Here is a 20,856-nt window from a genome sequence, read left to right as displayed (position 1 = left end):
TAATAAAATTTTACACTATCATTTCACATTAACTTGAATTTGATATAATGGTAATAAAAATTATTCAAAAGGAGGATGGGTTACTTTGAGTCAAAAACAGGAAGCTCTAAAAGCACGAGATGGTTTTGCAAGTAGAGTCGGGTTTATATTTGCCGCTGCTGGTTCCGCCATCGGCCTGGGTAATATTTGGCGTTTCCCGTGGCTTGCAGGAGCCTATGGAGGTGCTGCTTTTTTAGCGATTTATTTATTTATTATCGTTGTTGTAGGTATCACAATGTTCATGGGCGAAGTTGCGCTAGGGCGTTATGCACAGAGGTCCAATGTAGGCGCCTTCAAAAAAGTCAACAAATCTTATGGCTGGGTAGGAAGTTTGGGTCTTATAGCAGGATTTATGATTTTATCTTTTTATAGTGTAGTTGGCGGCTGGGTAATCTACTATGTTTTTCGTGCACTCATTGGATTTAACATGACTGATCCTGCTTTAACCGGTCAACTTTTTAACAGTTTTATATCTAATCCTATTTTACCTTTGTTATTTCATGCTTTATTTATGGCTTTAACTATTTTGATTTGTTATAACGGTGTAAAAGATGGTATTGAGAAATATTCAAATATAATGATGCCTGCCTTACTGATAATCGTAATAAGTTTAGCTATTCGTTCTTTAATGCTTCCAGGCGCAGCTGAAGGAATTAAATTTTATCTTGTGCCGGACTTTTCCAAAATTACCGCTGAAGCTGCGTTGGCAGCCCTCGGTCAGGTGTTTTTCTCTTTGAGTTTAGGAATGGGCTCCATACTAACGTATGGTAGCTACTTAGGAAAAAATGAAAATATACCTAATGTGTCTTTGATAGTACCATTAATGGATACTCTTATTGCTGTTTTAGCCGGAATCATTATCTTCCCCGCAGTTTTTTCATATGGTTTTGAACCCTCTTCAGGTCCAGGTTTAACTTTTGTTACTCTTCCGGCAGTGTTTAGTGAAATGCCTATGGGGCAGCTTTTCGGAGGAGCGTTTTTCTTCTTATTGTTCCTTGCTGCTTTGACTTCTGCTATTTCGCTGTTAGAGCCACTTATTGCCTATATGATAAATGAAGTAACTAATGAGGGATTGCTCAAATTTTGATTAGGTAATTTTTGGGCAAATGTCATGCTAAAGTTTATTGCTCCCGCTTTAGTTTTTATTGTATTCCTAGCAGGATTAAAAATATTTTAAGATTAAAAAACAGCACCTTTGTTGGGTGCTGTTTTTTTTACCTTTTCATTATTATTTCAAACTCAAAACATACTGTTCAATTCGATCTAATCCTTTTTCAATATTCTCCATTGAAGTAGCATATGATAGCCTTATAAAATCATCGGCACCAAAGGCTATACCCGGCACTACTGCAACTTTGAAGTTTTCAAGTAGAATTTGTGCGAAATCCGTAGAATTATTGATTGTTTTACCATTACACTGTTTGCCGAAGGTTTCTGATATGTCTACAAATACATAAAATGCACCTAATGGCAAACGACAGGAAAGGTATTTCATACTATTTATTCTCTCTACCATATATTTTCGGCGTTTTGAAAATTCATTAACCATTGCGCTTAAAACTCCATTGTCTTTTTGAGTCAGAGCTGCTACACTGGCACTTTGAGCAATAGAATTGGGATTAGATGTAGTATGACCCTGCACGTTTTCCATAGCTTTTATCAGTTGCTTTGGCCCTGCAGCAAATCCAATCCTCCAGCCAGTCATAGCAAAGGTTTTGGAAACTCCATTTATAATCAAGGTCCGTTCAAGCATGTTCTCAAATGAAGCTATGCTTGCATATTCCACATCATCATAAATTAATTCGGAATAAATCTCATCTGAGATAACAAAAATATTGTTTTCTATACACAATTTTGCTATTTGCTCTAAATCCTGTTTTGAGTATACGCTGCCGCAAGGGTTGTTAGGACTATTTATCATTAATACTTTAGTCTTTTTATCTATATAATTTTTTAAAGTATCAGCTTTTAACACGAAACCATCTTCAATTGTTGGCACAAGAACCGGGATTCCACCACAAAGCTTTACCATTTCTGTGTAACTGACCCAATAAGGACTCGGAATTAAAACCTTGTCACCTTCATCTATAAGACAATATAATGCATTAAACAGGCATTGCTTAGCTCCAGTAGAAACAATTATCTCATCTTGTGCGTATGAAATTCCGAGTTGTTTTTTAAAATAGTCTGAAATAGCATTTTTAAGTTCTTTTGTTCCTCCGACTGGCGTATATTTGGTTAAGCCTTGATTTATTGCTGCTATGGCCGCCGATTTAATGTGATCAGGTGTATCAAAGTCAGGTTCCCCAGCTCCAAACCCTATTATATCATGGCCTTCACTTTTCATTTGCTTGGCTTTTGCATCTACTGCTAAGGTTGGAGATGGACTGATAAGTTGTGCTTTTTGGGAAATAATCATTTTTATACCTCCTGTATCTAAACATTACTATATTTTCCCTCACATTCTTTTACAAAAAAATATTCTTCAAAAAAAACAAATTTCCTTCATAAAAATAAAAAAAGGGGCAACCCCCAAAAACTTTAGTTTTGTAGTGCAGCTTAAATATTTTAGCTTATATATGACAGTATCTTAGCTAGTATCTGTTCACCAACTTTATCTGTAACTTGAAAGTTCATATTTGATGAGTAGATTTTCTCAAGTTCATCACGAGTTTTCTTTACATCTGACAAAGTTTTGACAGCTTTATCAAATAAACTCCACGCAAGTAAATTGTCTTGATTAATATCTTCTTCTGCATGTTTTAGCCTAGGATTCTCCAGAACCGAATTCATATCAATCAATTCATCATTTTCCCTTATATATGATAGCATATGAGGCTTTACTGAAGTAACAAATCCAATACCTAGTTCCTTTATAATAATATGCTCAATTTTTTGGGTATTCATTGGACAATAGAATACATCCATATCTAAGCCTTTACTAGCCGCCGTATCTACAATTCTTCCCAAAACAAAAGACTTACCTGTACCTGGATTTCCAGTTAAAATAAAGCGTTTACTTACATTACTAAACAGTTCATCTAAAAAGTTTATTGACCCTTCCGGAGTTATTCCGCTAGCAAACATACGCCTTTGAAGAGCAATTTTATCTCTTCTTTTTACTCCTGCAAAAACATCTTCTATTATTTCTTCTGCTTTTGCCTCAATTAACTGGCGATTCGCAAAACTGGCATATGTTTTTTCAATGTTATTAAAAATATTTTTCGATGCCTTTAAATAGTTATATACTCTCGTGTATAAATGCTTTACCTTTGCTTGTAAATAAAAAATACGATCTTTTTGGTCTCTAAGGCCTGATTCATTCCAATATTCTCCAAAATTTACTATTTCATCAACACAGCCAGGGCATTTAGGATCAATCATATGGGGCGCTGTACCGTCAATTACGGCAATATTAAAATCCTTGACTATCAAACCGTCTAATGAATTGCTGTCGGCAGTACAGTGGAGCAGTTCTATATCTAAACCGCGCTCAACTAATTCTTTTGTTATTTTTCTGATCATTGTTGATTTGCCTACACCCGGCCCGCCTTTAATTATGATTATTCGCTGAGACTTTTTCCAAGGTATAATATAATCAAAAAAAGAATAATATCCATCAGGAGTGTTGTTTCCTGGAAAATACCTTACTATATTTCCTTTTTTCATAATGCGTTCCCTCCAGTAAAATTGATATATCATTATTAATATACGTGGAGGAAACAGCATTGGTGCAACTTTAGATCTCGTAAATCGAAATTATAGCTTTATCCTCATTTTTTGAAATGCCTAATATAACGCGTTTGTTTTTTAAATTTTTATTTAGAAAATCAATTAGTTTATAAAGTTCATCATGATAGGCAATTTCTTTTTTTGCTATTAGTTCAAGTTTATCTGATTTCATTTTTATTACCTTCCTAATTTTACTTTATAGTTTTAAATTCCATTCTTTTATAGTATCTATAATATCATACTTTGTCAAATCAAGAAGTATTGGTGTAATAGAAATATAATTATTTTTTATGGCCCAAACATCAGAACCATTATCATTGTCATCTTTAATTGCTTCACCAGCCAGCCAATAATACACCTTTCCCCGTGGGTCTGTGCGCTTCTCAAAACTATTTTTATACCTTATAGAACCTAAATGGGTTACAGCAATACCTGCTATTTTGTCTGGTTCAATATATGGTATATTAACATTTAACAACGTATCTTTAGGAAAACTTTGTTTAGATATTTGTTGGCATAAATTTTTTGCAAAATTTGCAGCATAGTCAAACTCAATATTCCCGTGACTTGTAACTGATAAAGCAATAGCGGGAACACCTAAAAGAGCTGCCTCAATTGCTGCTGAAACAGTTCCGGAATATATTACATCGGTTCCTAGATTTGCTCCACGATTAATCCCAGAGAGCACGAAGTCAGGTGCATCTTTCAATAAAGCTTCCAATGCAAGTTTAACACAATCAGAGGGAGTCCCGTTTACTTTGTAACCTAAAGCCTTACAACCGGGAATATCGGTCTTTTCTACTCTCAAAGGTTTATGCATTGTTATTGCATGGGCTGTTGCGCTTCGCTCCCTGTCAGGAGCAACAATAGTTACATTGGCAATCGCCGATATTGCTTGGGCTAATGTAATTAAACCTGCAGAATTAATTCCATCATCATTTGTTATTAGAATATTCAAATACTACACTCCTATCCAGCAATAATTAAAGATTTGTTATAACTTTCCACTGCTGCATCATGATCGCCAAGGTTCTCAAAACAGATTCCCTTTAGTGTAAAATAAAGATGGTTCTTTAGCTTCTCATTTTTAATTCCATAAAGACAGGTAAGCGCTTCACTGTACATGCCTTTTTTTACTAAACAATAAGCCTTATTTAATAACAAGTCATCTGAATAACTATTTTTTAGTAATATGTCAAAGAGTTTTAAAGCATCATCAAATTTTTCGAGAGCCATTAAGCATAAAGCTTTATTATTAGTTAATATTATATCATCTTTTACAATTTTTTCAGCTTCATTTAAACATTCTAAGGAATTATTATAGTGACCAAGCTTGTAAAGACAATATCCTTTGTTAATTAACAAATCAGGATTGCTTGGATCTATTGCTAAGCCTATATTGCAGTACTTTAAAGCCTCATCGTATTCATTACAGGCGGCCAAACAAGATGCATAGTTATTTATCGCTATAATATTATGTGGTGTTTTATTTAAAATATTTTTATATATCACAGCAGCCTCTTTATACTTTTTTAATTTACCCAAAGCCAATGCCAGATTTAGCTGAGCTGAATAATCATTTGGCGCAATTTTTATACACTCTTCAAAACACATTCGGGCTTCTTCAATATTATTAAGTCCCATTAAACACAAGCCTTTTTTATTTAGTATTTTGGGTGTAAATTCTAGTTCCGCATAAGATAAAGCTTTTTTAAAAAATCCCAATGCTTCTAAATGTCGATTTGCCTTTAATAAACAACTGCCTATACCATATAATCCCAAAGTTTTATATTCCTCATTTCCTACTAGAACTCTATAACGAACTTCGGCTTTTTTTATTTGGGCTGTGTCAAAAAAAATTTCAGCCAATAAGTATTTTATTTCGAAGTTTTTTGGATCAAGTCTCTCTGCCTTTTCCAAATAATAAATAGCATCATTATAATCTTTTAAAAAATAATATAATATTCCTTTCCAGCATAAAATATCTATGTTGCTGTTTTCATTAAATGCCTTATTGATGTAATCTAAAGCCCTTTTGTATTTCCCTGCCCAAAACAAAATACTTGTCCAAATATAATTTACATTAAGTTTATGAAGTTTACTTAAGATGCCATAAACTTCTCGTTTAGTCATAATGATTCCCCCCATTCTTTATCTAACATATAATTCTATTTTTTCCCTTTTTTTCCTTCCTATTTTAGGAAATTTGCGTACCGTTAAAAAAGAAAGGTCAAGCCTTTCTTTCTCCTTCGTTATTTTCCATAATGGATCGATTTTGTTCAAATAGCACACAATTTGAATGACAAAAATCCGCCGGCAACTTCATTACAATATTTAATAATTTGCAGGAAAACCAAGTATAACTTGAACCGCGAATGGAAAAAAGTTTGTGTGGCACTAAATACTTACAGGGTTTATCGTTCATAATCTGTGGGACTATACAACCGTTACAAGCCCAATTCTGCTTTAAGTCATTGATGGTCAAAAGAGCATCTGCAAGGACACATTTATATATGTTTGCAACAGAATCTAAAGCTTTATAACTTTTAAATTTTACCAAATACCGGCAGCTCTTATTCACCTAATTTAGCCTCCCTTATAAAAGCTTCTGTTCTTAAATTATGTAAGGCTTTTGAATAAAGTGCAAAGTACATCATGACTTTATAAAATATTAACAGCCAAAATTAACTTATAAGACAATCCTACATTGTTGAAATCGAATCAAAAAAAATTTCTATATGGGCCTTGACGAAAAAATAAATTTCATGTATACTAATAATTGCGTTCGGGCCCATAGCTCAGTCGGTTAGAGCAGCCGGCTCATAACCGGCCGGTCCTAGGTTCGAGTCCTAGTGGGCCCACCATTATTGCCGACGTAGCTCAGCTGGTAGAGCAGCTGATTTGTAATCAGCAGGTCGCGGGTTCGAATCCCATCGTCGGCTCCAAAAAAAACTAGGAGAGGTTCCCGAGCTGGCCAAAGGGGGCAGACTGTAAATCTGCTGGCAATGCCTTCGGTGGTTCGAATCCACCCCTCTCCACCATTTAAATATGGGCCATTAGCTCAGTTGGTAGAGCACCTGACTCTTAATCAGGGTGTCCCGGGTTCGAGTCCCTGATGGCCCACCATTGAAAACACTGGCTTTGAAGCCTTTTTTTATATTAAATCTTTTGAGTTTACCGCAGTTGTTCTTTTTTAAAGAGAACTGTTTTTTTTAAAGAGCGTATCTAGTTTATCAGTCGCTCTTCTTTTTATTTCAGTAGCAACATAGCTATAAATATTGAGTCTGGGCCAAATATCTTCATGGCCTAATAGTTCTAGGTAACTTTTGGATGCTCATTAAGCTCTAGCAATCGTCTTGCAAATGACTGCTTGCCAAATTAGTACGAGCACTGCAAGCATTATGCTCATGATTTTCCACTCCTTTCTTTTTTTTTGAAAAAATATACCTCCAAAGAAGCTTTATAGTGCTTCTTTGGAGGTGTTTTTCTCTTAACAAACGTTCCTCTCCAACTACGGTGCGACCATTATTTTTTCATATTTTTATAGATCTCTCAAAGCTTTATATAATTTTGTTATTAAATCATGAGCATGTTCATATTCGATATATTCAATACCTCCTAAATCAGTAATTACTTTCGTTTCATTATCTTTGACAATAATCACTGGTTTGCCAATACCATAAGCTAGACCTAATTATAGCATAACATTAGGATTTAAACCCGAAATATTAAAAATAGCCTGGTTTTAATTAAAATAAAGTATTATTTAAAGTTTCTTTCACACAATTTTTTCTATCAGATGAGCTAACTTATATTTCATAAGTTTTTTCTTTTTCATAGTCAATCTAATTAATATTAGATCTACTTGGAAGTATCATATCAATTTGCCGGTTTTTGTTTACAATTTTAAAATTTATGCTATAATATAGATAAAGGTAATCGGAACCGCAAGTATGCGGTTGCCGCAGGTAGAGCAATTTTAAATAATCACCCTACGTCGGCCAAAGCAGGGTGATTATTTTTTTGTCCTAAATTCCAGGACAGCTATGATTAACATAGAAAACATTATCATAAGCGACAATGCCTCATATGTATTTATCATAGCCACCACCCCCCTTCCATTTAGGAAATGGGGCGGCAACCACACCCTGCTCTTCCGATTACCTTGTATTTATTTTATCACAATTTCACAAATAATGGAACTAAATGTGGGTCACTTTCTGTTGTGGCTCATCTGCTAAACCCAAACTGATCACAGTAATTTACTTCATCTAACATATGTTCAACCTGTGATAACAGGTTATAGTCCAGAGTCACCATATAATAGCCTACTGTGTAGTAATAAAATATTAGCTAAGTTACGTTAAAAAATTCTAAAATTAATTTGCTTTTTAGGCATTTAAGATTTTAGCATATTTTCCATCTTGCAGACATTGATTTATTCTTTAATTAATGGTATAATTGTTGACAAGATCAATTAAGAAAGTTTATCAACTGCAGTTCTTTACTGTAGTTATTTTTATCTTTACGATTGAATTCGACTATTTGCATTTTAATTTTTGCAAATATTAACAACCTTCGATTTTTATCTTAATATACAGTAAACTTTTAGAAAGGTAGTGAAAATATGGAGAAATTAAATAAATTTAAGGAATCTCTCCTGGATAAAAATATCATGTCAGTTACATGGGAACTTGTTCCCGGAAGAGGAGCTCACGAAAAGGCTCAAACCGATGTAATATTAAACGCTGAGAAAGCCTCAAAAGGCGGAAAAATTCACGCATTGACACTAACCGATAATCCAGGCGGAAACCCAGCGATTTCACCTGAAATACTAGCTGCTGAAATAGTAAAAATGGGGATTGAGCCATTAGTTCATTTTACCTGCAAGGATAAAAACAGTAATCAAATTGAAAGCTTACTCTATGCTTTAGATAGGGTTGGAGTTAGAAATTTACTAGTTATGACTGGTGACTATATATATTCGGGCTTCTTCGGCAAAGCAAGACCCGTTTTTGATCTTGAACCAATGCATGTTTTAACGATGATATCTGCCATGAATGAAGGTTTGGAATATAAGGTGCCTAAGGGAACTGTCAAACACAAACCTAGCGACTTTTTTGCTGGAGCCGTTTGCTCGCCGTTTAAAAAGACAGAAGCAGAATTAATGTGTCAGTACTACAAGTTAAAAATGAAAATTACTTCTGGAGCTAAATTTATTGTAAGTCAAATTGGCTTTGATGCAAGAAAAATTCACGAATTAATTCAATTTGTTAAACTCAACAATTGGGATATCCCCTTAATAGGAAATATTTATGTACTCACTTATGGAACAGCAAAATTAATGAATCAAAATAAGATTCCGGGCTGTGTCGTTACTGATAAATTGCTAGCAGAGCTTGAGGAAGAAAGTAAAGCTCCTGACAAAGGAAAAGAAGCAAGGCTTCTCAGAGCGGCAAAAATGTATGCGATAATGAAAGGTATGGGTTATGCAGGGGTTCATATCGGTGGCCATGGTACAAAATATGAAGACATAGAATATATAATTGATAAAGGTGAAGAATTGAGTAAAGATTGGCAAAGTTTAATTTCTGATTTTGATTATCCTATGCCTAACGGCTTTTACTATTTTGAAAAAGATGAAAAAACTGGCCTAAACTCTGACAAAATTACCAATCGTAAGGGAAGACCTCTCGACGCCAAAGTAGAATTCGTTTACCCTTTATCAAATTTTGTTCACGAGCTCATGCTTGAACCCGGCACTCCTTTTTGGAAACCGATGAAAGCCATTGCCAAGATGGTAGATGGAACACCGTTGGAAAGGCCTTTTCATTTTGTAGAACATTTATCTAAGACCATACTTTATGATTGCAAGAATTGTGGAGACTGTGCGTTGCCAGACTTAGCCTATCTATGCCCAATGTCACAATGTCCCAAAAATATTAGAAATGGTGCCTGTGGTGGAAGCTATGATGGTTGGTGTGAAGTTTATCCCGGCAGGAAAAAATGTGTTTATGTAAGGGCTTATTCAAGACTTAAATCACGTGGTAAAGAACACTACTTAGATCATGAGGTAATACCACCATGGAACGTTGAATTAAATCAAACCTCTTCTTGGCTAAACCTCTATTTAGGAAGGGATCATAATGCCAAGAAGTACGGAATTGAAAGAGTTGATTCTAAAAAGCCGTAAAATACGCTGATTTTGACGTTATATGTAAGCTATAGGTAAATAATATATAAAAATGTTATATGTTTATCGAATTTTGCTATGTCCCGGGAAATTTTATTTTCCATATTATAGGAAATCACACCTATAGCTTACATGTTCTCAATCAATAATTCTTTGATAAAAAAAGCTTTTGCGATTTATAAATCCATATTTATGGGGCATTAATATTTGTTCGGTGCTTCCCACAAAAAATATGCCCCCATTTGACAGAGCATTGTAAAACTTCTTGTACAATTTTTCCTTCGTATCTTCAGTAAAATATATCATTACGTTTCTGCATAATATTAGATCACAATCATTTGGAAATTTATCTTCCAGTAAATTTAGGATTCTAAAATCTACCATTTTTTTTATTTGATCCTTTATAATATAATCATCTTTTTCCTTAATAAAATAAGCCCTTACCATTTCTCCTGGAACATTAGCGATTGCCTTTGCAGTATAAATCCCCTGCTTTGCTTTTTCAACAGCATCTTTATCTATATCACTGGCTATTATCTCAATCTTGTTTGTAATCATCATTTTATGTAAAAGCATGGCTAAGGAGTAAGGCTCTTCCCCTGTTGAACATGCAGAACTCCATATTTTTAATTTGCTTTTGTTTTTTAACAGTTCAGGTATGATTTCTTGTTCTAATACCAGCCATTGAGCAGGATTCCTAAAGAATTCCGAGACATTTATTGTAATATAGTTTAAAAACTCGTTTAAATGCTGTTTGCTATTTTTTAAAAGCTCAATATACGTGTTATAGCTATCGTGGCCGTTCCGCTTCATAAGCGACTCTATCCGCCGCTTCATTTGTTTTTCCTTATAACTCGATAAATCTATATTACATATCTTCTTGATTTCTATGGTAAACTCATTATAATTCAATATATAACCCCCTAAATTATATTAAATATAATTATAGCTAAAGTGGACAAAAAAATCCATGATACATTAATATTTTAATGTATCATGGGGGCTAAATGTAAAGGGGGTCTTCACTAATATAATATAACCACATTTCAGGTTTTTATACCATAAAGCAGAAAAATGCGCGACTTTTGTTCACGCATTTTTTCTGCTAGACATAATCAAAATTATAGTACTTTGTACTACTCAAAATATCTCCTACCTTTAAAAGTTTATCACCTTTACGGGCTGCTCATCAAACAGACCTCTTTTGACTTCCGTTGCGTCCATGTGTTTTGAGCGAAGCCCATCTGAAATATAATTACAGGCATCCCATGGGTTAACCCTGTCGCCGCAGGTGAAAACGTCAACAGCGGCATATCCCAGTTCAGGCCAGGTATGGATGGCGAGGTGCGATTCAGATATAACTACTACACCACTTACTCCTTGAGGACTAAACTTGTGAAACGCAACCTCTCTAACTTCAGCTCCTGCTTCTAAAGCTGCTTTGACTAAGATTTCTTCGATTAAATCTCTGTCATTTAAGATATTTGGATCACAATCGTAAACTTCAGCCAATATATGGCGGCCTAAGTTTTTCATTTGTCCATCAATACCCCCTTACTTTTGATATTATTTTTTTCAATCAAATTAAATTGTAGCAGATTATTGTGGTTTGTCAATAGAAAAACTAAAAATCCTTACTTAACACATGAGAACTGAGTTTATCGTATGTTAAATAAATATTCCTCGGTTTTTAAGCCAGTGGTATGTTTTTCCTTCAATAATTACGGGACGCTTTTTAAGTTCTGAAATCTTTCTTGCTCCTGCCATTGCCATGATATATCTTATTTCTTTTTCTATTTGTAATATATGTTTTTCAAGGCCGGAAGGCCCTCTATTGCACAATATTTGCAAAAAATGTCCTGCATAGGCAACTGCATTTGCTCCTAGAGCTAATGATTTTGCAGCATCAAAGCCATTCTTTAACCCACCTGAGGCTATAACATCAGCTGTATCACCAACAGCTTTTACAACTTCTATTAAACTTACAGGTGTAGGTATGCCCCACTTCTCAAAATGTTTAAATACTCTCGATTTTCTTCTTAAATTCTCAACAGCAATAAAGTTTGTACCTCCATTTCCGCCCACATCAATGATCTTTACGCCTCTTTCAACAAGTGTAATGGCCTCTTCTTTTGCTATTCCAAATCCAACCTCTTTAACTATCACTGGAACATTTATGTTTTTTATAATATGAGATATGTTTTCAACTGTACCTTTGAAGTTTCTTCGCCCTTCCCTCATCACTATTTCTTGAGGAACATTAAGATGTAATTGAAGCGCATTCGCATCTATCATTTCAACAGCCTTATTTGCTTCTTCTACCGTAGCATCTGCACCTAGATTAGCAAAAATAATGCCATCCGGATTTATATCTCTTACTATTTTGAAACTTCTGATTGAGTTCGGATTTTCAAGTGCTATTTTTTGTGATCCTACAGCCATGGCTAAGTTTAATTTTTTTGCAATCATAGCAAGCTGGCGATTTATTTTTTCACCTTCCTGCGTTCCACCTGTCATAGCATTTATAATTATTGGATTTGCGAGATTTATACCTTGTAAGTTCGTGGAAAGATCTATTTCATTTAAATTTACTTCAGATAAACAATTGTGCAATATCGTAATATCTTTAAATACATTTCTTTTTAACTTTTTTTCTAATAACAAGCTGTATTTTATATGTTCATTTTTTCTCAATTTCCTGGTTTCATTCATATAATTTATATACCTCCGTAGGAACAAAATTTGGGGCGAATTCGCCCCAAACATTATTTCCTTAATTATTTTTTTTGAACAAGTCTCCAACCATCTCTCCAATAGTTATTCCACTATTTTCGTTATGCACTTCATATTCTTGTTTATCCTCATCTTCACCCTGAACTTCTTTGATGCTAAGGCTCATTCTCTTTTCTTTCACATTGATATCCATTATCTTTACTTTTACAATATCCCCTATCTTTAAAACCTCTTCTGGATTTGATATATGGTCTTTTGATATCTGTGAAATATGGACAAGGCCTTCTACACCTGGTTCAACCTCAACAAATGCACCAAAACTTACAAGCTTTACAATTTTGCCTTCAATAATAGAACCTATTTTATACTTTTTATCCACATCGTCCCAAGGGTTGGGCAAAGCTTGTTTTAAACCAAGGGATATGCGTCCCCGCTGTTTATCTACACTCAATACCTGTACTTTTACTTCTTGTTCTTCAGTTAGAACTTCCGAAGGATGTTTAATCTTATGCCATGCTAAATCAGAAATGTGTATAAGTCCATCAACACCACCAATATCTACAAATGCACCAAAATCTGTAAGCCTTTTTACAACGCCCTTAATAATCTGGCCTTCTTCAATAGTTGCCCAAGTTTTTTCCTTTAACCTTTCTCTTTCCTTTTCAAGGACAACTTTACGGGATAATACTATGCGGTTCTTTTTTCTGTCAAGTTCTATTACCTGCAATTTCAATTTCTGACCCACAAATACGTTCAAATCGGGAACATATTTTATATCAAGGTGTGAAGCAGGAATAAATCCCTTAATTCCATTAATATTTGCTAAAACACCACCTTTTACAACCTCAGTTACTACCCCTTCAATTTCACTTTGATTATGGTATGCTTGTTCCACAAAATTCCATGCGTTGATGGCATCTGCCTTTTTCTTTGATAAAATTACATTGCCATCTTTATCTTCTAGATTTACAACATATACTTGTATCTTATCTCCTACTTTAACAATGTCCTCAGGAGATTCAAAAGGTATATTAGAAAGTTCATTAATTGGTATAACACCATCGGATTTGTATCCGATGTTTACCAGAACTTCATTGCTGTCAATTTTTACTACAGTCCCTTCTACAATAGTATCTTCTTTCAAATCAGTGAAAGCATCTGCGTAAATTACTTCACCTTCTTCCATGTTTCTTGCTACTTCTTGCTTGTCCATGTCTTTATTTAGTTCATCCATCTTAGAAATAACCTCCTTTATAATCCAGTCAGGTGTAGAAGCTCCGGCAGTTATACCAACTATATCAGTAGATTTAAACCAGTCTCTTTGTATTTCTGCGGCTGTTTCTATATGGTAAACTTTCGCCCCTACATTCTGACAAACTTTGACTAATTTTTTAGTATTGGAGCTGTGTTTGCCTCCAATCACAAGTATTACATCTACATTTGCCGCTACTTCGGCAGCAGCATTTTGCCGATCCAAAGTAGCTTTACATCTTGTGTTGTAAAAAACAGCAATATCAAGTTTTGATTGTAATATATTCATAATGTTATTTACATTTTCTTCAGTTTGTGTGGTCTGTATTACTACACCAACTCTTTTATTTGTATAAAAATTTTTGGCTTCTTCTACATTTTCTATTACTTTTACATCCCCATTACACCAACTCTTAATACCCTCAACTTCAGGGTGATTATGATCACCTATTATAACAGTAAGATATCCTTTATTGGAAATATCAGCGGCTAATTTTTGAACCCGTTTTACGAGGGGACATGTACAATCGATGATGTTTAATCCTCGTGATTCTAATTGTTTTATCACATCTGGGCCAACACCATGAGTCCTAATAATTACGTTCCCATTTTTTATATCACAAAGGTCTGCAGCTGTAATTCCTAAACTTTTTAGTCTTTCAACTTCTTGAGGATTGTGAATTATTGGCCCTAGTGTATAGGCCTGCTCATTTTTTTCGATTAAACTCTCAACTGTTTTCATGGCCTTATTTACGCCAAAACAAAATCCTGCGTGATCGGCAATAATTAGTTTCAAACAATTTCACTTCCTACAAATTATTATTAACGCATAAAAGCAATTAATTCTTAATTTAAAAGACTAACTTTCTTTTGATTCGATAAAGATATGAATAATTCCTGCTTTTTATAAAAAATTAAGAGGATATTAAATTGGCCACTTCCGAAAACAGAGCAACACTAATCTCTTTTAATTCTCGAGATGACAACGTTTCACTTTGATAATATTCATCAAATTTTATAGGTTTTCCAAACTTTACATCAATCCTGGAAAATAATTTGTAATTGCCGTTTATTGCTACAGGCACCAAAATTACATCTTTGCTTTTTGCTGAAATAAGGGCTAAGCCCGGTTCAGGTTCTAGCAATTTGCCATCTTTGCTTCTTGTGCCTTCTGGAAAGATACCTAAAACTTGCCTATTCTCTAAAACATGAAGAGCTTCTCTTATAGCTTTTCTATCAGGCTTACCTCTTTTAACCGGAAAAGCATTTAACTTCTTAAGAATAGTACCAAAAATAGGATATGAAAACAACTCTTCTTTAGCCATAAAGTAAATTGGTCTTTTTAATACACAACCTATAATTACAGGGTCCCACACGCTTTTATGGTTTGAATAAACAATTACAGCACCATGCTCCGGAAAATCACTAATGCCGGTAGTTCTAATTTTGAATAATACATGTATCACTATATTGCATATAAATCTGATAAAGCTATAAAACAATACCTTCCCCCCTTTTTATCACATCTATTATTTCTTCAACTACTTGCTGTATGGTTTTGTTGGTAGTGTCAATAATTACAGCATCTTCAGCAGCTTTTAAAGGTGAATAATCGCGATTTTTATCCTGAAAATCTCTATACTCTATATCTTTTTCCACTTGCTCCAAAGTAACATCATGCCCTTTTCTTATCATTTCCCTATATCTTCGAATAGCCCTTTCCCTTACGTCTGCTGTTAAAAAAAATTTGTATTTCGCATCAGGTAAAACAATTGTTCCGATATCTCGCCCATCCATAACCACACCTTTGTTTTTCGCCATTTCCCGTTGAAGTTGTATCATTACATGCCTAATTTCCGGTATCTTAGCTATTCTTGAAACTTCATTGGTTACTTCAATACTTCTTATATCATCAGACACATCTTCGTTATCTATATAAACTCTTTTTCCTTCAATTTTAATTTCTATCTGTTTGATAAGTTCAACAATGTCATTAATGTCACTTTTGTTATGCCGGATTGACAACAAGGTAATAGCCCGATACATGGCTCCTGTATCAATATAGGTCATGTTTAACGTATCAGCAACTATTTTAGCAACGGTGCTTTTACCTGCACCAGCAGGACCATCAATAGCAATATTGAAATTCAAAAGAATCTCTCCTCATTTATTTTAAGCACAGTTACATCCTGCAACAAAGCCAGTAGAAAAGGCTGCTTGCAGGTTATAACCTCCTGTTACTCCATCTATATCTATAACTTCACCTGCAAAATACAATCCCTTAATTTTTTTGGATTCCATGGTTTTAGGATTAATTTCTTTAATGGAAACTCCACCGCGAGTTACAATAGCTTCATTTTCTCTACATCCTGTTATAGTTACGCAAAAATTTCTTAAAGAATCCAGTATCTTTTTTCTTTCATTGCGCGTAATTTGATTGATCTTTTTTTCCGGATCAATTCCGGTATAATTAACAAAAACCGGAATCATCTTTTTAGGTAATAAATCATTTAGTGAGTTTTTAAACATTTTATTTTTATATAAATTAAAATCCCTGAGCAAACGCTGTTCAAGCTCCTGTTCTGTTAAAGCCGGTTTTAGATTTATTGAAACCACAGGGTTAGATTCCAGATAGTCCACTACCTGTCGACTTAAAGTTAATATTATGGGTCCTGATATGCCATAATGGGTAAATAGCATTTCGCCAAATTCTGAAGCTATCTTTTTTTGCTTAACATACACTGTCGCCTCAACATTTTTCAGAGTAAGCCCCTGAAGATCCTTTACCCAATCCTCTTGACATATTAAAGGGACCAGTGATGGCTTAAGAGGTACAATGGTATGACCTGCTTGTAGCGCAAGTTCATATCCATCTCCCGTAGAACCGGTAGATGGATAAGAAAGGCCTCCTGTTGCAATAACAACTTTATCACAATAAAATTCTTTTAATGTATCGCCAAACAATATACCTTTTATTTGATCCTGTTCTATAACTAAACGCCTTACACGACTGTTGAACATGATATTGACGTCCAAATCTTTCAGTGCTTTTTGCATAGCATTAACCACATCAAGCGATTTATCAGACTGGGGAAAAACTCTTCCGCCCCGCTCTACTTTGGTTTTTACTCCGAGTCCTTCAAAAAATGCTATTAAATCTGTGTTAGAAAAGGCTGTAAGAGAGCTAAAAAGAAATTTGCCGTTACCGGGGTAATTGGCAATAAAATCTTTCAAATTTTTTATGTTTGTTAAATTACACCGACCTTTTCCAGAAATCAATATCTTTCTTCCTAGATTAGGATTTCTCTCGAAAAGATATACTTCAGCACCTCGTGAAGCGGCCTGATAAGATGCCATAAGACCTGCAGCGCCACCGCCAATTATTGCAACTTTAGTCATTTGATCATCCCGTTATCGTTTTATTTTTCTTGACAAGAGCATTAGTTGATTTTTTAATTCTTCATTCATTCTAAATAATATTCTCTCTAAATCTTTATTTGTTATAAACATTTGCGGTGGTTCCAAAATTTCCAGTTTCCTAAATTCTTCTCTCATGACAAAACGAATTATATCTTCGATTGAGTCGGCATGCATAGTAATCTCACAAGGAGCATATGCTACTTTTTCTCCTAAAGCCTCATCGTAAACCACATAGGGTTCTTGAGAAATATCACAGTCAATAAAGGAAATACCCTGAACGGGTATATTTTTTAGCAAGGCTAATTGTTCTTCTCTTGTTTCTTGAGCAACTTGTTCTACGGGCTTTCCGCCAAACAAAAACTTTCCGGGTTTATACTCCCCCCTATAATCGAACCTCACTTTAAACCTTATTTTGCTTTGAACTATCTCATCGCCAAGTTTGACCTTAACCATAAGTTGCCCCTCCAACATTATATTATCTTTTTTAACTCTTCCATTGAATTGAGTACTGTAGCTCTCGTCTTGATGTGATTATATATTTTTGCAGCTTTACCATTGGTATAATCTCTATTTTCAATGTCCTGTTCTTCTAAAATAAAAATTATTTTTTGAGCAACTAGTTGATTAATACATTCGAGATTTTTTAAATTTCCGAAACCAAAGGGAATATTAGCCAGGATAACTGCATCAGACTCATTAATGTAAGAAATATTTTCTATTGCTTTTTCCTCGGTAATAGGTGAAAATGGTATTTCTTCCACAACGGTAAAACCCAAAAGCCTTGCCACTTTCCAATCTGTATCGCCTTTATTTAAAACACCAGTAGAAACTTTATAACCTCTTTGACTTAAATAATATAATAATCTTTCACCTTCTCCACCGCCACAAATTACATGGAGTCTTTCAAAAGGTCTAGATTGCGCATCTTCATTGGCTAAATTTAAAAAAATAATAACTGGCCGCTTCTGGTCGTTGGAATAATCTACACGAACATTCATATTGAAAACTTCTTTTATATTTTGTTCATTTATTACTTCATGTAAGTAGCCCATTTTATATATCCTATGTTCTTTTAAAAGAATCACTTTATTGCAAAACATAGATGCTAAATTAATGTCATGGAGAACAATCAATATAGTCAATGATTTTTTGATACATAAATTTTTTAGTAGCTCAAGCAGTTCCCACTGGTAATTAATATCTAGATGAGATGTAGGTTCATCTAATAAAAGTAAAGTTGGTTGTTGGGCTAGGGCTCTGGCAATTAGTACCCTTTGTCTTTCTCCACCGCTCAGCTGATTGATAGGCTTATCTCGAAGATGCATTACGTCCATAGTTTTCATACAATCTTCGATTATTAGCATATCTTTCGAATGTTCGTGTTCAAAGCTTTTTAAGTGAGGATTCCGACCCATGGCTACTACTTGCTCTACTGTAAAGCTTATATCTTCTAAAGATGTATCCTGCGGAACCGTAGCTACACGTTTAGCTAAATCCTTTACGCTAAGTTTAAAAACATTTGAGCCATCAACATAAATACTGCCCTTATGTGGTTTAAGCCAACGATTAATATTTTTTAGCAAGGTAGTTTTGCCACAACCGTTAGGACCTAATATGCCTACAAAATCTCCAACATCTAACGTAAAACTAATATCATTTAATATATTTTTATCGTCATATTTAAAACTAAGGTTTTTAACTTTTAAAATTTCTTCGGGCATTTTACCACCTTTTTACCCCAAGCCTATTATAAATTCCCGCACTATTTTAGCTGCTAAAAGTGAAGTTCTTTCAGATAAATCATTAGCAGGAGACACTTCTACTAGGTCAAATCCCACAATGTTTAATTCTTTAAAATAACTTACAACTTCCAGTATTTCTTGAGAACTGCAACCACCTGGTTCAGGAGTTCCTGTACCTGGAGCAAAAGCCGGATCAATCACATCAATATCAAGGGTTATATATATAGGTTTGTCTTTCAAATCTTGGAATACACTTAAAAAAGGTGCCTTGACCTCGATTGGAAACATATGAGTGTGTTCATTTGCATAAACAAACTCTTCTTTTACTCCAGAGCGTATACCGAAATGATAAATATGTTTATCTTTAACGTGTTCAGAAATTCTTCGCAAGACAGTGGCATGTGATAGTTTTTCTCCGAAAAAACTGTCCCTTAAATCAGCATGGGCGTCAAAATGCACAACTGTAAGTTCAGGATATTTTTCAGCTACTTTTTTTACTATAGGATAGCTTACGAGATGTTCCCCTCCTAAAAACAAAGGGATTTTATTGTCATTTAAGCAGTGCTCAGTAACTTCTTCTATAAGTTCAAGGCTTTTTGCAACATTTCCAAAGGGTATGTCCACATCACCAGCATCAAAAAACTTTTTCTCTTCGAGAGAATCATCAGCATACACACTATAACTTTCTAGGCCATAGGAAACTTCCCTTATTTTTTTAGGCCCAAAACGAGTACCGGGTCTGAAACTTACTGTAAAATCCATAGGAACTCCGATAATTACGATCTTCGAATTCTTGTAATCGTCTTTTGCTTCCAAAAATCTATCTTGATTGTGTAAATGTTCAAATATACTCAACATCTATTCTCCTCTATTCTGAAATTAGTTTACCGACAAAAGGTGGTAAAATAAAATAACTTTTGTGAAGTTCCCTAGTATAGTACTTTGTATCTAAATTTGGCATAGAACTGATTTCCTTAGTAACAGGGTTTATAGTTTTTGAGCCCATAGTAAAAGTCCAGAGAGCTCCTGGATATGTGGGAATAACCGCAGTATACATATTAGTATAGGCAAATACGGATGACATATCCTTATATATTTTTCTTACTAAATCACCCAATAAAATAGGTGTTTCAGTTTGCGCAACCACAATTCCATCTTCATTTAAAGCACTATAAACGTTTTTATAAAACTGGGTGGAAAACAATCCTTCAGCTGGTCCTATAGGGTCTGTTGAATCTATTATTATTACGTCATAACCTTTATTTTTCTTTACAAATTCTATCCCATCTTCATAAAAAATCTTAACTCTAGGATCTGTCAAACCACAACTTACTGATGGAAAATATTTTTTTGATGTTTCTACAACTTCCTTATCGATCTCGACCAAGTGTACTTCTTTTACAGGATGCTTCAAAAGCTCCCTTACTGTTCCCCCATCTCCGCCACCTATGACTAAAACCTTAGATGCGTTGCCATGTGTCAACATGGGAACATGTGAAATCATTTCGTGATAAATGTATTCGTCCTTTGTAGTAAGCATGACTAAATCGTCTAAAGTCAAAAGCCTTCCGAAGTCTTCTGTTTCATATACTGAAATCTTTTGATACTCGCTTTGTGTCGCATAAAGAATCTCTTTAATTCTAAAGGACAATTTTACATTTTTTGTTTGGTATTCTGAAAACCAGAGCTCCAAATGTTTCACCCCTAATTCAACATATTTTTCGGGAAAAATTATATCAGATATAA

Annotated in this window: 20 protein-coding genes and 4 tRNA genes; 6 read left to right on the top strand and 18 right to left on the bottom strand. The window is 34.4% G+C overall.

The window, feature by feature from the left end; translation table 11 throughout:
* Positions 1-85 precede the first annotated feature (85 nt).
* Positions 86-1,126, top strand: a complete 1,041-nt coding sequence (locus JT739_RS08560) for a sodium-dependent transporter (RefSeq protein ID WP_237660688.1) — start codon at positions 86-88, stop codon at positions 1,124-1,126.
* Positions 1,127-1,267: 141 nt separating this feature from the next.
* Here JT739_RS08560 and JT739_RS08555 read toward each other — a convergent pair whose 3' ends face one another.
* From JT739_RS08555 to JT739_RS08530, 6 genes are all read right to left on the bottom strand, one after another.
* On the bottom strand, positions 1,268-2,458 hold the full coding sequence (locus JT739_RS08555; RefSeq protein ID WP_237660687.1) for a pyridoxal phosphate-dependent aminotransferase: 1,191 nt from the start codon (positions 2,456-2,458) through the stop codon (positions 1,268-1,270).
* Between the two features lie 149 nt (positions 2,459-2,607).
* Positions 2,608-3,708, bottom strand: coding sequence for a P-loop NTPase fold protein (locus JT739_RS08550; RefSeq protein ID WP_237660686.1), 1,101 nt, complete (start codon positions 3,706-3,708; stop codon positions 2,608-2,610).
* A gap of 70 nt (positions 3,709-3,778) precedes the next feature.
* On the bottom strand, positions 3,779-3,943 hold the full coding sequence (locus JT739_RS08545; RefSeq protein ID WP_237660685.1) for a YpmA family protein: 165 nt from the start codon (positions 3,941-3,943) through the stop codon (positions 3,779-3,781).
* A gap of 24 nt (positions 3,944-3,967) precedes the next feature.
* Entirely contained in the window at positions 3,968-4,729 is a 762-nt protein-coding gene (gene surE, locus JT739_RS08540) for a 5'/3'-nucleotidase SurE (protein WP_237660684.1), read from the bottom strand.
* Positions 4,730-4,740: 11 nt separating this feature from the next.
* A complete protein-coding gene (locus JT739_RS08535) occupies positions 4,741-5,904 on the bottom strand; it encodes a tetratricopeptide repeat protein (protein WP_237660682.1) in 1,164 nt (387 codons plus the stop codon).
* A gap of 97 nt (positions 5,905-6,001) precedes the next feature.
* Positions 6,002-6,352, bottom strand: a complete 351-nt coding sequence (locus JT739_RS08530) for a hypothetical protein (protein ID WP_237660681.1) — start codon at positions 6,350-6,352, stop codon at positions 6,002-6,004.
* A gap of 206 nt (positions 6,353-6,558) precedes the next feature.
* Here JT739_RS08530 and JT739_RS08525 point away from each other — a divergent pair.
* From JT739_RS08525 to JT739_RS08510, 4 genes are all read left to right on the top strand, one after another.
* Positions 6,559-6,635 (top strand) — tRNA-Ile (locus JT739_RS08525).
* 5 nt (positions 6,636-6,640) lie between these two features.
* A tRNA-Thr gene (locus JT739_RS08520) sits at positions 6,641-6,716 on the top strand.
* Between the two features lie 10 nt (positions 6,717-6,726).
* Positions 6,727-6,812, top strand: a tRNA-Tyr gene (locus JT739_RS08515).
* A gap of 9 nt (positions 6,813-6,821) precedes the next feature.
* A tRNA-Lys gene (locus tag JT739_RS08510) sits at positions 6,822-6,897 on the top strand.
* 889 nt (positions 6,898-7,786) lie between these two features.
* Here the strand turns inward: JT739_RS08510 and JT739_RS12950 are convergent.
* Positions 7,787-7,873 (bottom strand): putative holin-like toxin, encoded by an 87-nt coding sequence (locus JT739_RS12950; protein WP_370642617.1) that lies wholly within the window; start codon positions 7,871-7,873, stop codon positions 7,787-7,789.
* Positions 7,874-8,398: 525 nt separating this feature from the next.
* On the opposite strand from JT739_RS12950, the gene JT739_RS08505 reads away from it, so the two are divergent.
* A complete protein-coding gene (locus JT739_RS08505) occupies positions 8,399-9,964 on the top strand; it encodes a methylenetetrahydrofolate reductase C-terminal domain-containing protein (RefSeq protein WP_237660680.1) in 1,566 nt (521 codons plus the stop codon).
* A gap of 138 nt (positions 9,965-10,102) precedes the next feature.
* Here the strand turns inward: JT739_RS08505 and JT739_RS08500 are convergent, their stop codons facing one another.
* From JT739_RS08500 to speE, 11 genes are all read right to left on the bottom strand, one after another.
* Entirely contained in the window at positions 10,103-10,876 is a 774-nt protein-coding gene (locus JT739_RS08500) for a protein-glutamate O-methyltransferase CheR (protein ID WP_237660679.1), read from the bottom strand.
* Positions 10,877-11,122: 246 nt separating this feature from the next.
* Positions 11,123-11,500, bottom strand: coding sequence for an adenosylmethionine decarboxylase (gene speD / locus JT739_RS08495; protein WP_237660678.1), 378 nt, complete (start codon positions 11,498-11,500; stop codon positions 11,123-11,125).
* A gap of 132 nt (positions 11,501-11,632) precedes the next feature.
* Positions 11,633-12,676 (bottom strand): type 2 isopentenyl-diphosphate Delta-isomerase, encoded by a 1,044-nt coding sequence (gene fni, locus JT739_RS08490; protein WP_237660677.1) that lies wholly within the window; start codon positions 12,674-12,676, stop codon positions 11,633-11,635.
* Positions 12,677-12,737: 61 nt separating this feature from the next.
* Positions 12,738-14,744: a bifunctional 4-hydroxy-3-methylbut-2-enyl diphosphate reductase/30S ribosomal protein S1 gene (locus tag JT739_RS08485; RefSeq protein ID WP_237660676.1), complete on the bottom strand. Its 2,007-nt coding sequence runs from the start codon at positions 14,742-14,744 to the stop codon at positions 12,738-12,740.
* Between the two features lie 118 nt (positions 14,745-14,862).
* Positions 14,863-15,450 (bottom strand): 1-acyl-sn-glycerol-3-phosphate acyltransferase, encoded by a 588-nt coding sequence (locus tag JT739_RS08480; RefSeq protein WP_237660675.1) that lies wholly within the window; start codon positions 15,448-15,450, stop codon positions 14,863-14,865.
* Positions 15,440-16,099 carry a (d)CMP kinase gene (gene cmk / locus JT739_RS08475; RefSeq protein WP_237660673.1) on the bottom strand — a complete coding sequence of 220 codons (660 nt, stop codon included), beginning with the start codon at positions 16,097-16,099 and terminating at the stop codon, positions 15,440-15,442. Before cmk ends, JT739_RS08480 begins: the two co-directional genes overlap by 11 nt.
* Positions 16,100-16,120: 21 nt before the next feature.
* Positions 16,121-17,347, bottom strand: coding sequence for an NAD(P)/FAD-dependent oxidoreductase (locus JT739_RS08470; RefSeq protein ID WP_237660672.1), 1,227 nt, complete (start codon positions 17,345-17,347; stop codon positions 16,121-16,123).
* Between the two features lie 12 nt (positions 17,348-17,359).
* Positions 17,360-17,821, bottom strand: coding sequence for a hypothetical protein (locus JT739_RS08465; protein ID WP_237660671.1), 462 nt, complete (start codon positions 17,819-17,821; stop codon positions 17,360-17,362).
* Between the two features lie 17 nt (positions 17,822-17,838).
* Entirely contained in the window at positions 17,839-19,089 is a 1,251-nt protein-coding gene (locus JT739_RS08460) for an ABC transporter ATP-binding protein (RefSeq protein WP_237660670.1), read from the bottom strand.
* Positions 19,090-19,101: 12 nt separating this feature from the next.
* The gene (gene speB / locus JT739_RS08455; protein ID WP_237660669.1) at positions 19,102-19,968 is read right to left on the bottom strand and encodes an agmatinase; all 867 of its coding nucleotides are present in this window, start codon (positions 19,966-19,968) and stop codon (positions 19,102-19,104) included.
* A gap of 10 nt (positions 19,969-19,978) precedes the next feature.
* A complete protein-coding gene (gene speE / locus JT739_RS08450; RefSeq protein WP_255688585.1) occupies positions 19,979-20,803 on the bottom strand; it encodes a polyamine aminopropyltransferase in 825 nt (274 codons plus the stop codon).
* Positions 20,804-20,856: the final 53 nt, after the last annotated feature.

Source organism: Tepidanaerobacter sp. GT38 (assembly GCF_021991635.1).
In the GTDB taxonomy this organism is placed as follows: Bacteria; Bacillota; Thermosediminibacteria; order Thermosediminibacterales; family Tepidanaerobacteraceae; genus DTU063.
Note: the sequence above shows the minus strand (reverse complement) of the source record. Positions and strands in the feature narration are given on the sequence as shown.

Bases quoted from the DNA above. Each gene is read 5' to 3' on its own strand.
- JT739_RS08470 (WP_237660672.1), bottom strand. From the start codon at position 17,347: ATGACTAAAGTTGCAATAATTGGCGGTGGCGCTGCAGGTCTTATGGCA.
- JT739_RS08555 (WP_237660687.1), bottom strand. From the start codon at position 2,458: ATGATTATTTCCCAAAAAGCACAACTTATCAGTCCATCTCCAACCTTA.
- fni (WP_237660677.1), bottom strand. From the start codon at position 12,676: ATGAATGAAACCAGGAAATTGAGAAAAAATGAACATATAAAATACAGC.
- JT739_RS08550 (WP_237660686.1), bottom strand. From the start codon at position 3,708: ATGAAAAAAGGAAATATAGTAAGGTATTTTCCAGGAAACAACACTCCT.
- JT739_RS08505 (WP_237660680.1), top strand. From the start codon at position 8,399: ATGGAGAAATTAAATAAATTTAAGGAATCTCTCCTGGATAAAAATATC.
- JT739_RS08545 (WP_237660685.1), bottom strand. From the start codon at position 3,943: ATGAAATCAGATAAACTTGAACTAATAGCAAAAAAAGAAATTGCCTAT.
- JT739_RS08465 (WP_237660671.1), bottom strand. From the start codon at position 17,821: ATGGTTAAGGTCAAACTTGGCGATGAGATAGTTCAAAGCAAAATAAGG.
- JT739_RS08460 (WP_237660670.1), bottom strand. From the start codon at position 19,089: ATGCCCGAAGAAATTTTAAAAGTTAAAAACCTTAGTTTTAAATATGAC.
- speB (WP_237660669.1), bottom strand. From the start codon at position 19,968: ATGTTGAGTATATTTGAACATTTACACAATCAAGATAGATTTTTGGAA.
- speD (WP_237660678.1), bottom strand. From the start codon at position 11,500: ATGAAAAACTTAGGCCGCCATATATTGGCTGAAGTTTACGATTGTGAT.
- JT739_RS12950 (WP_370642617.1), bottom strand. From the start codon at position 7,873: ATGATAAATACATATGAGGCATTGTCGCTTATGATAATGTTTTCTATG.
- JT739_RS08535 (WP_237660682.1), bottom strand. From the start codon at position 5,904: ATGACTAAACGAGAAGTTTATGGCATCTTAAGTAAACTTCATAAACTT.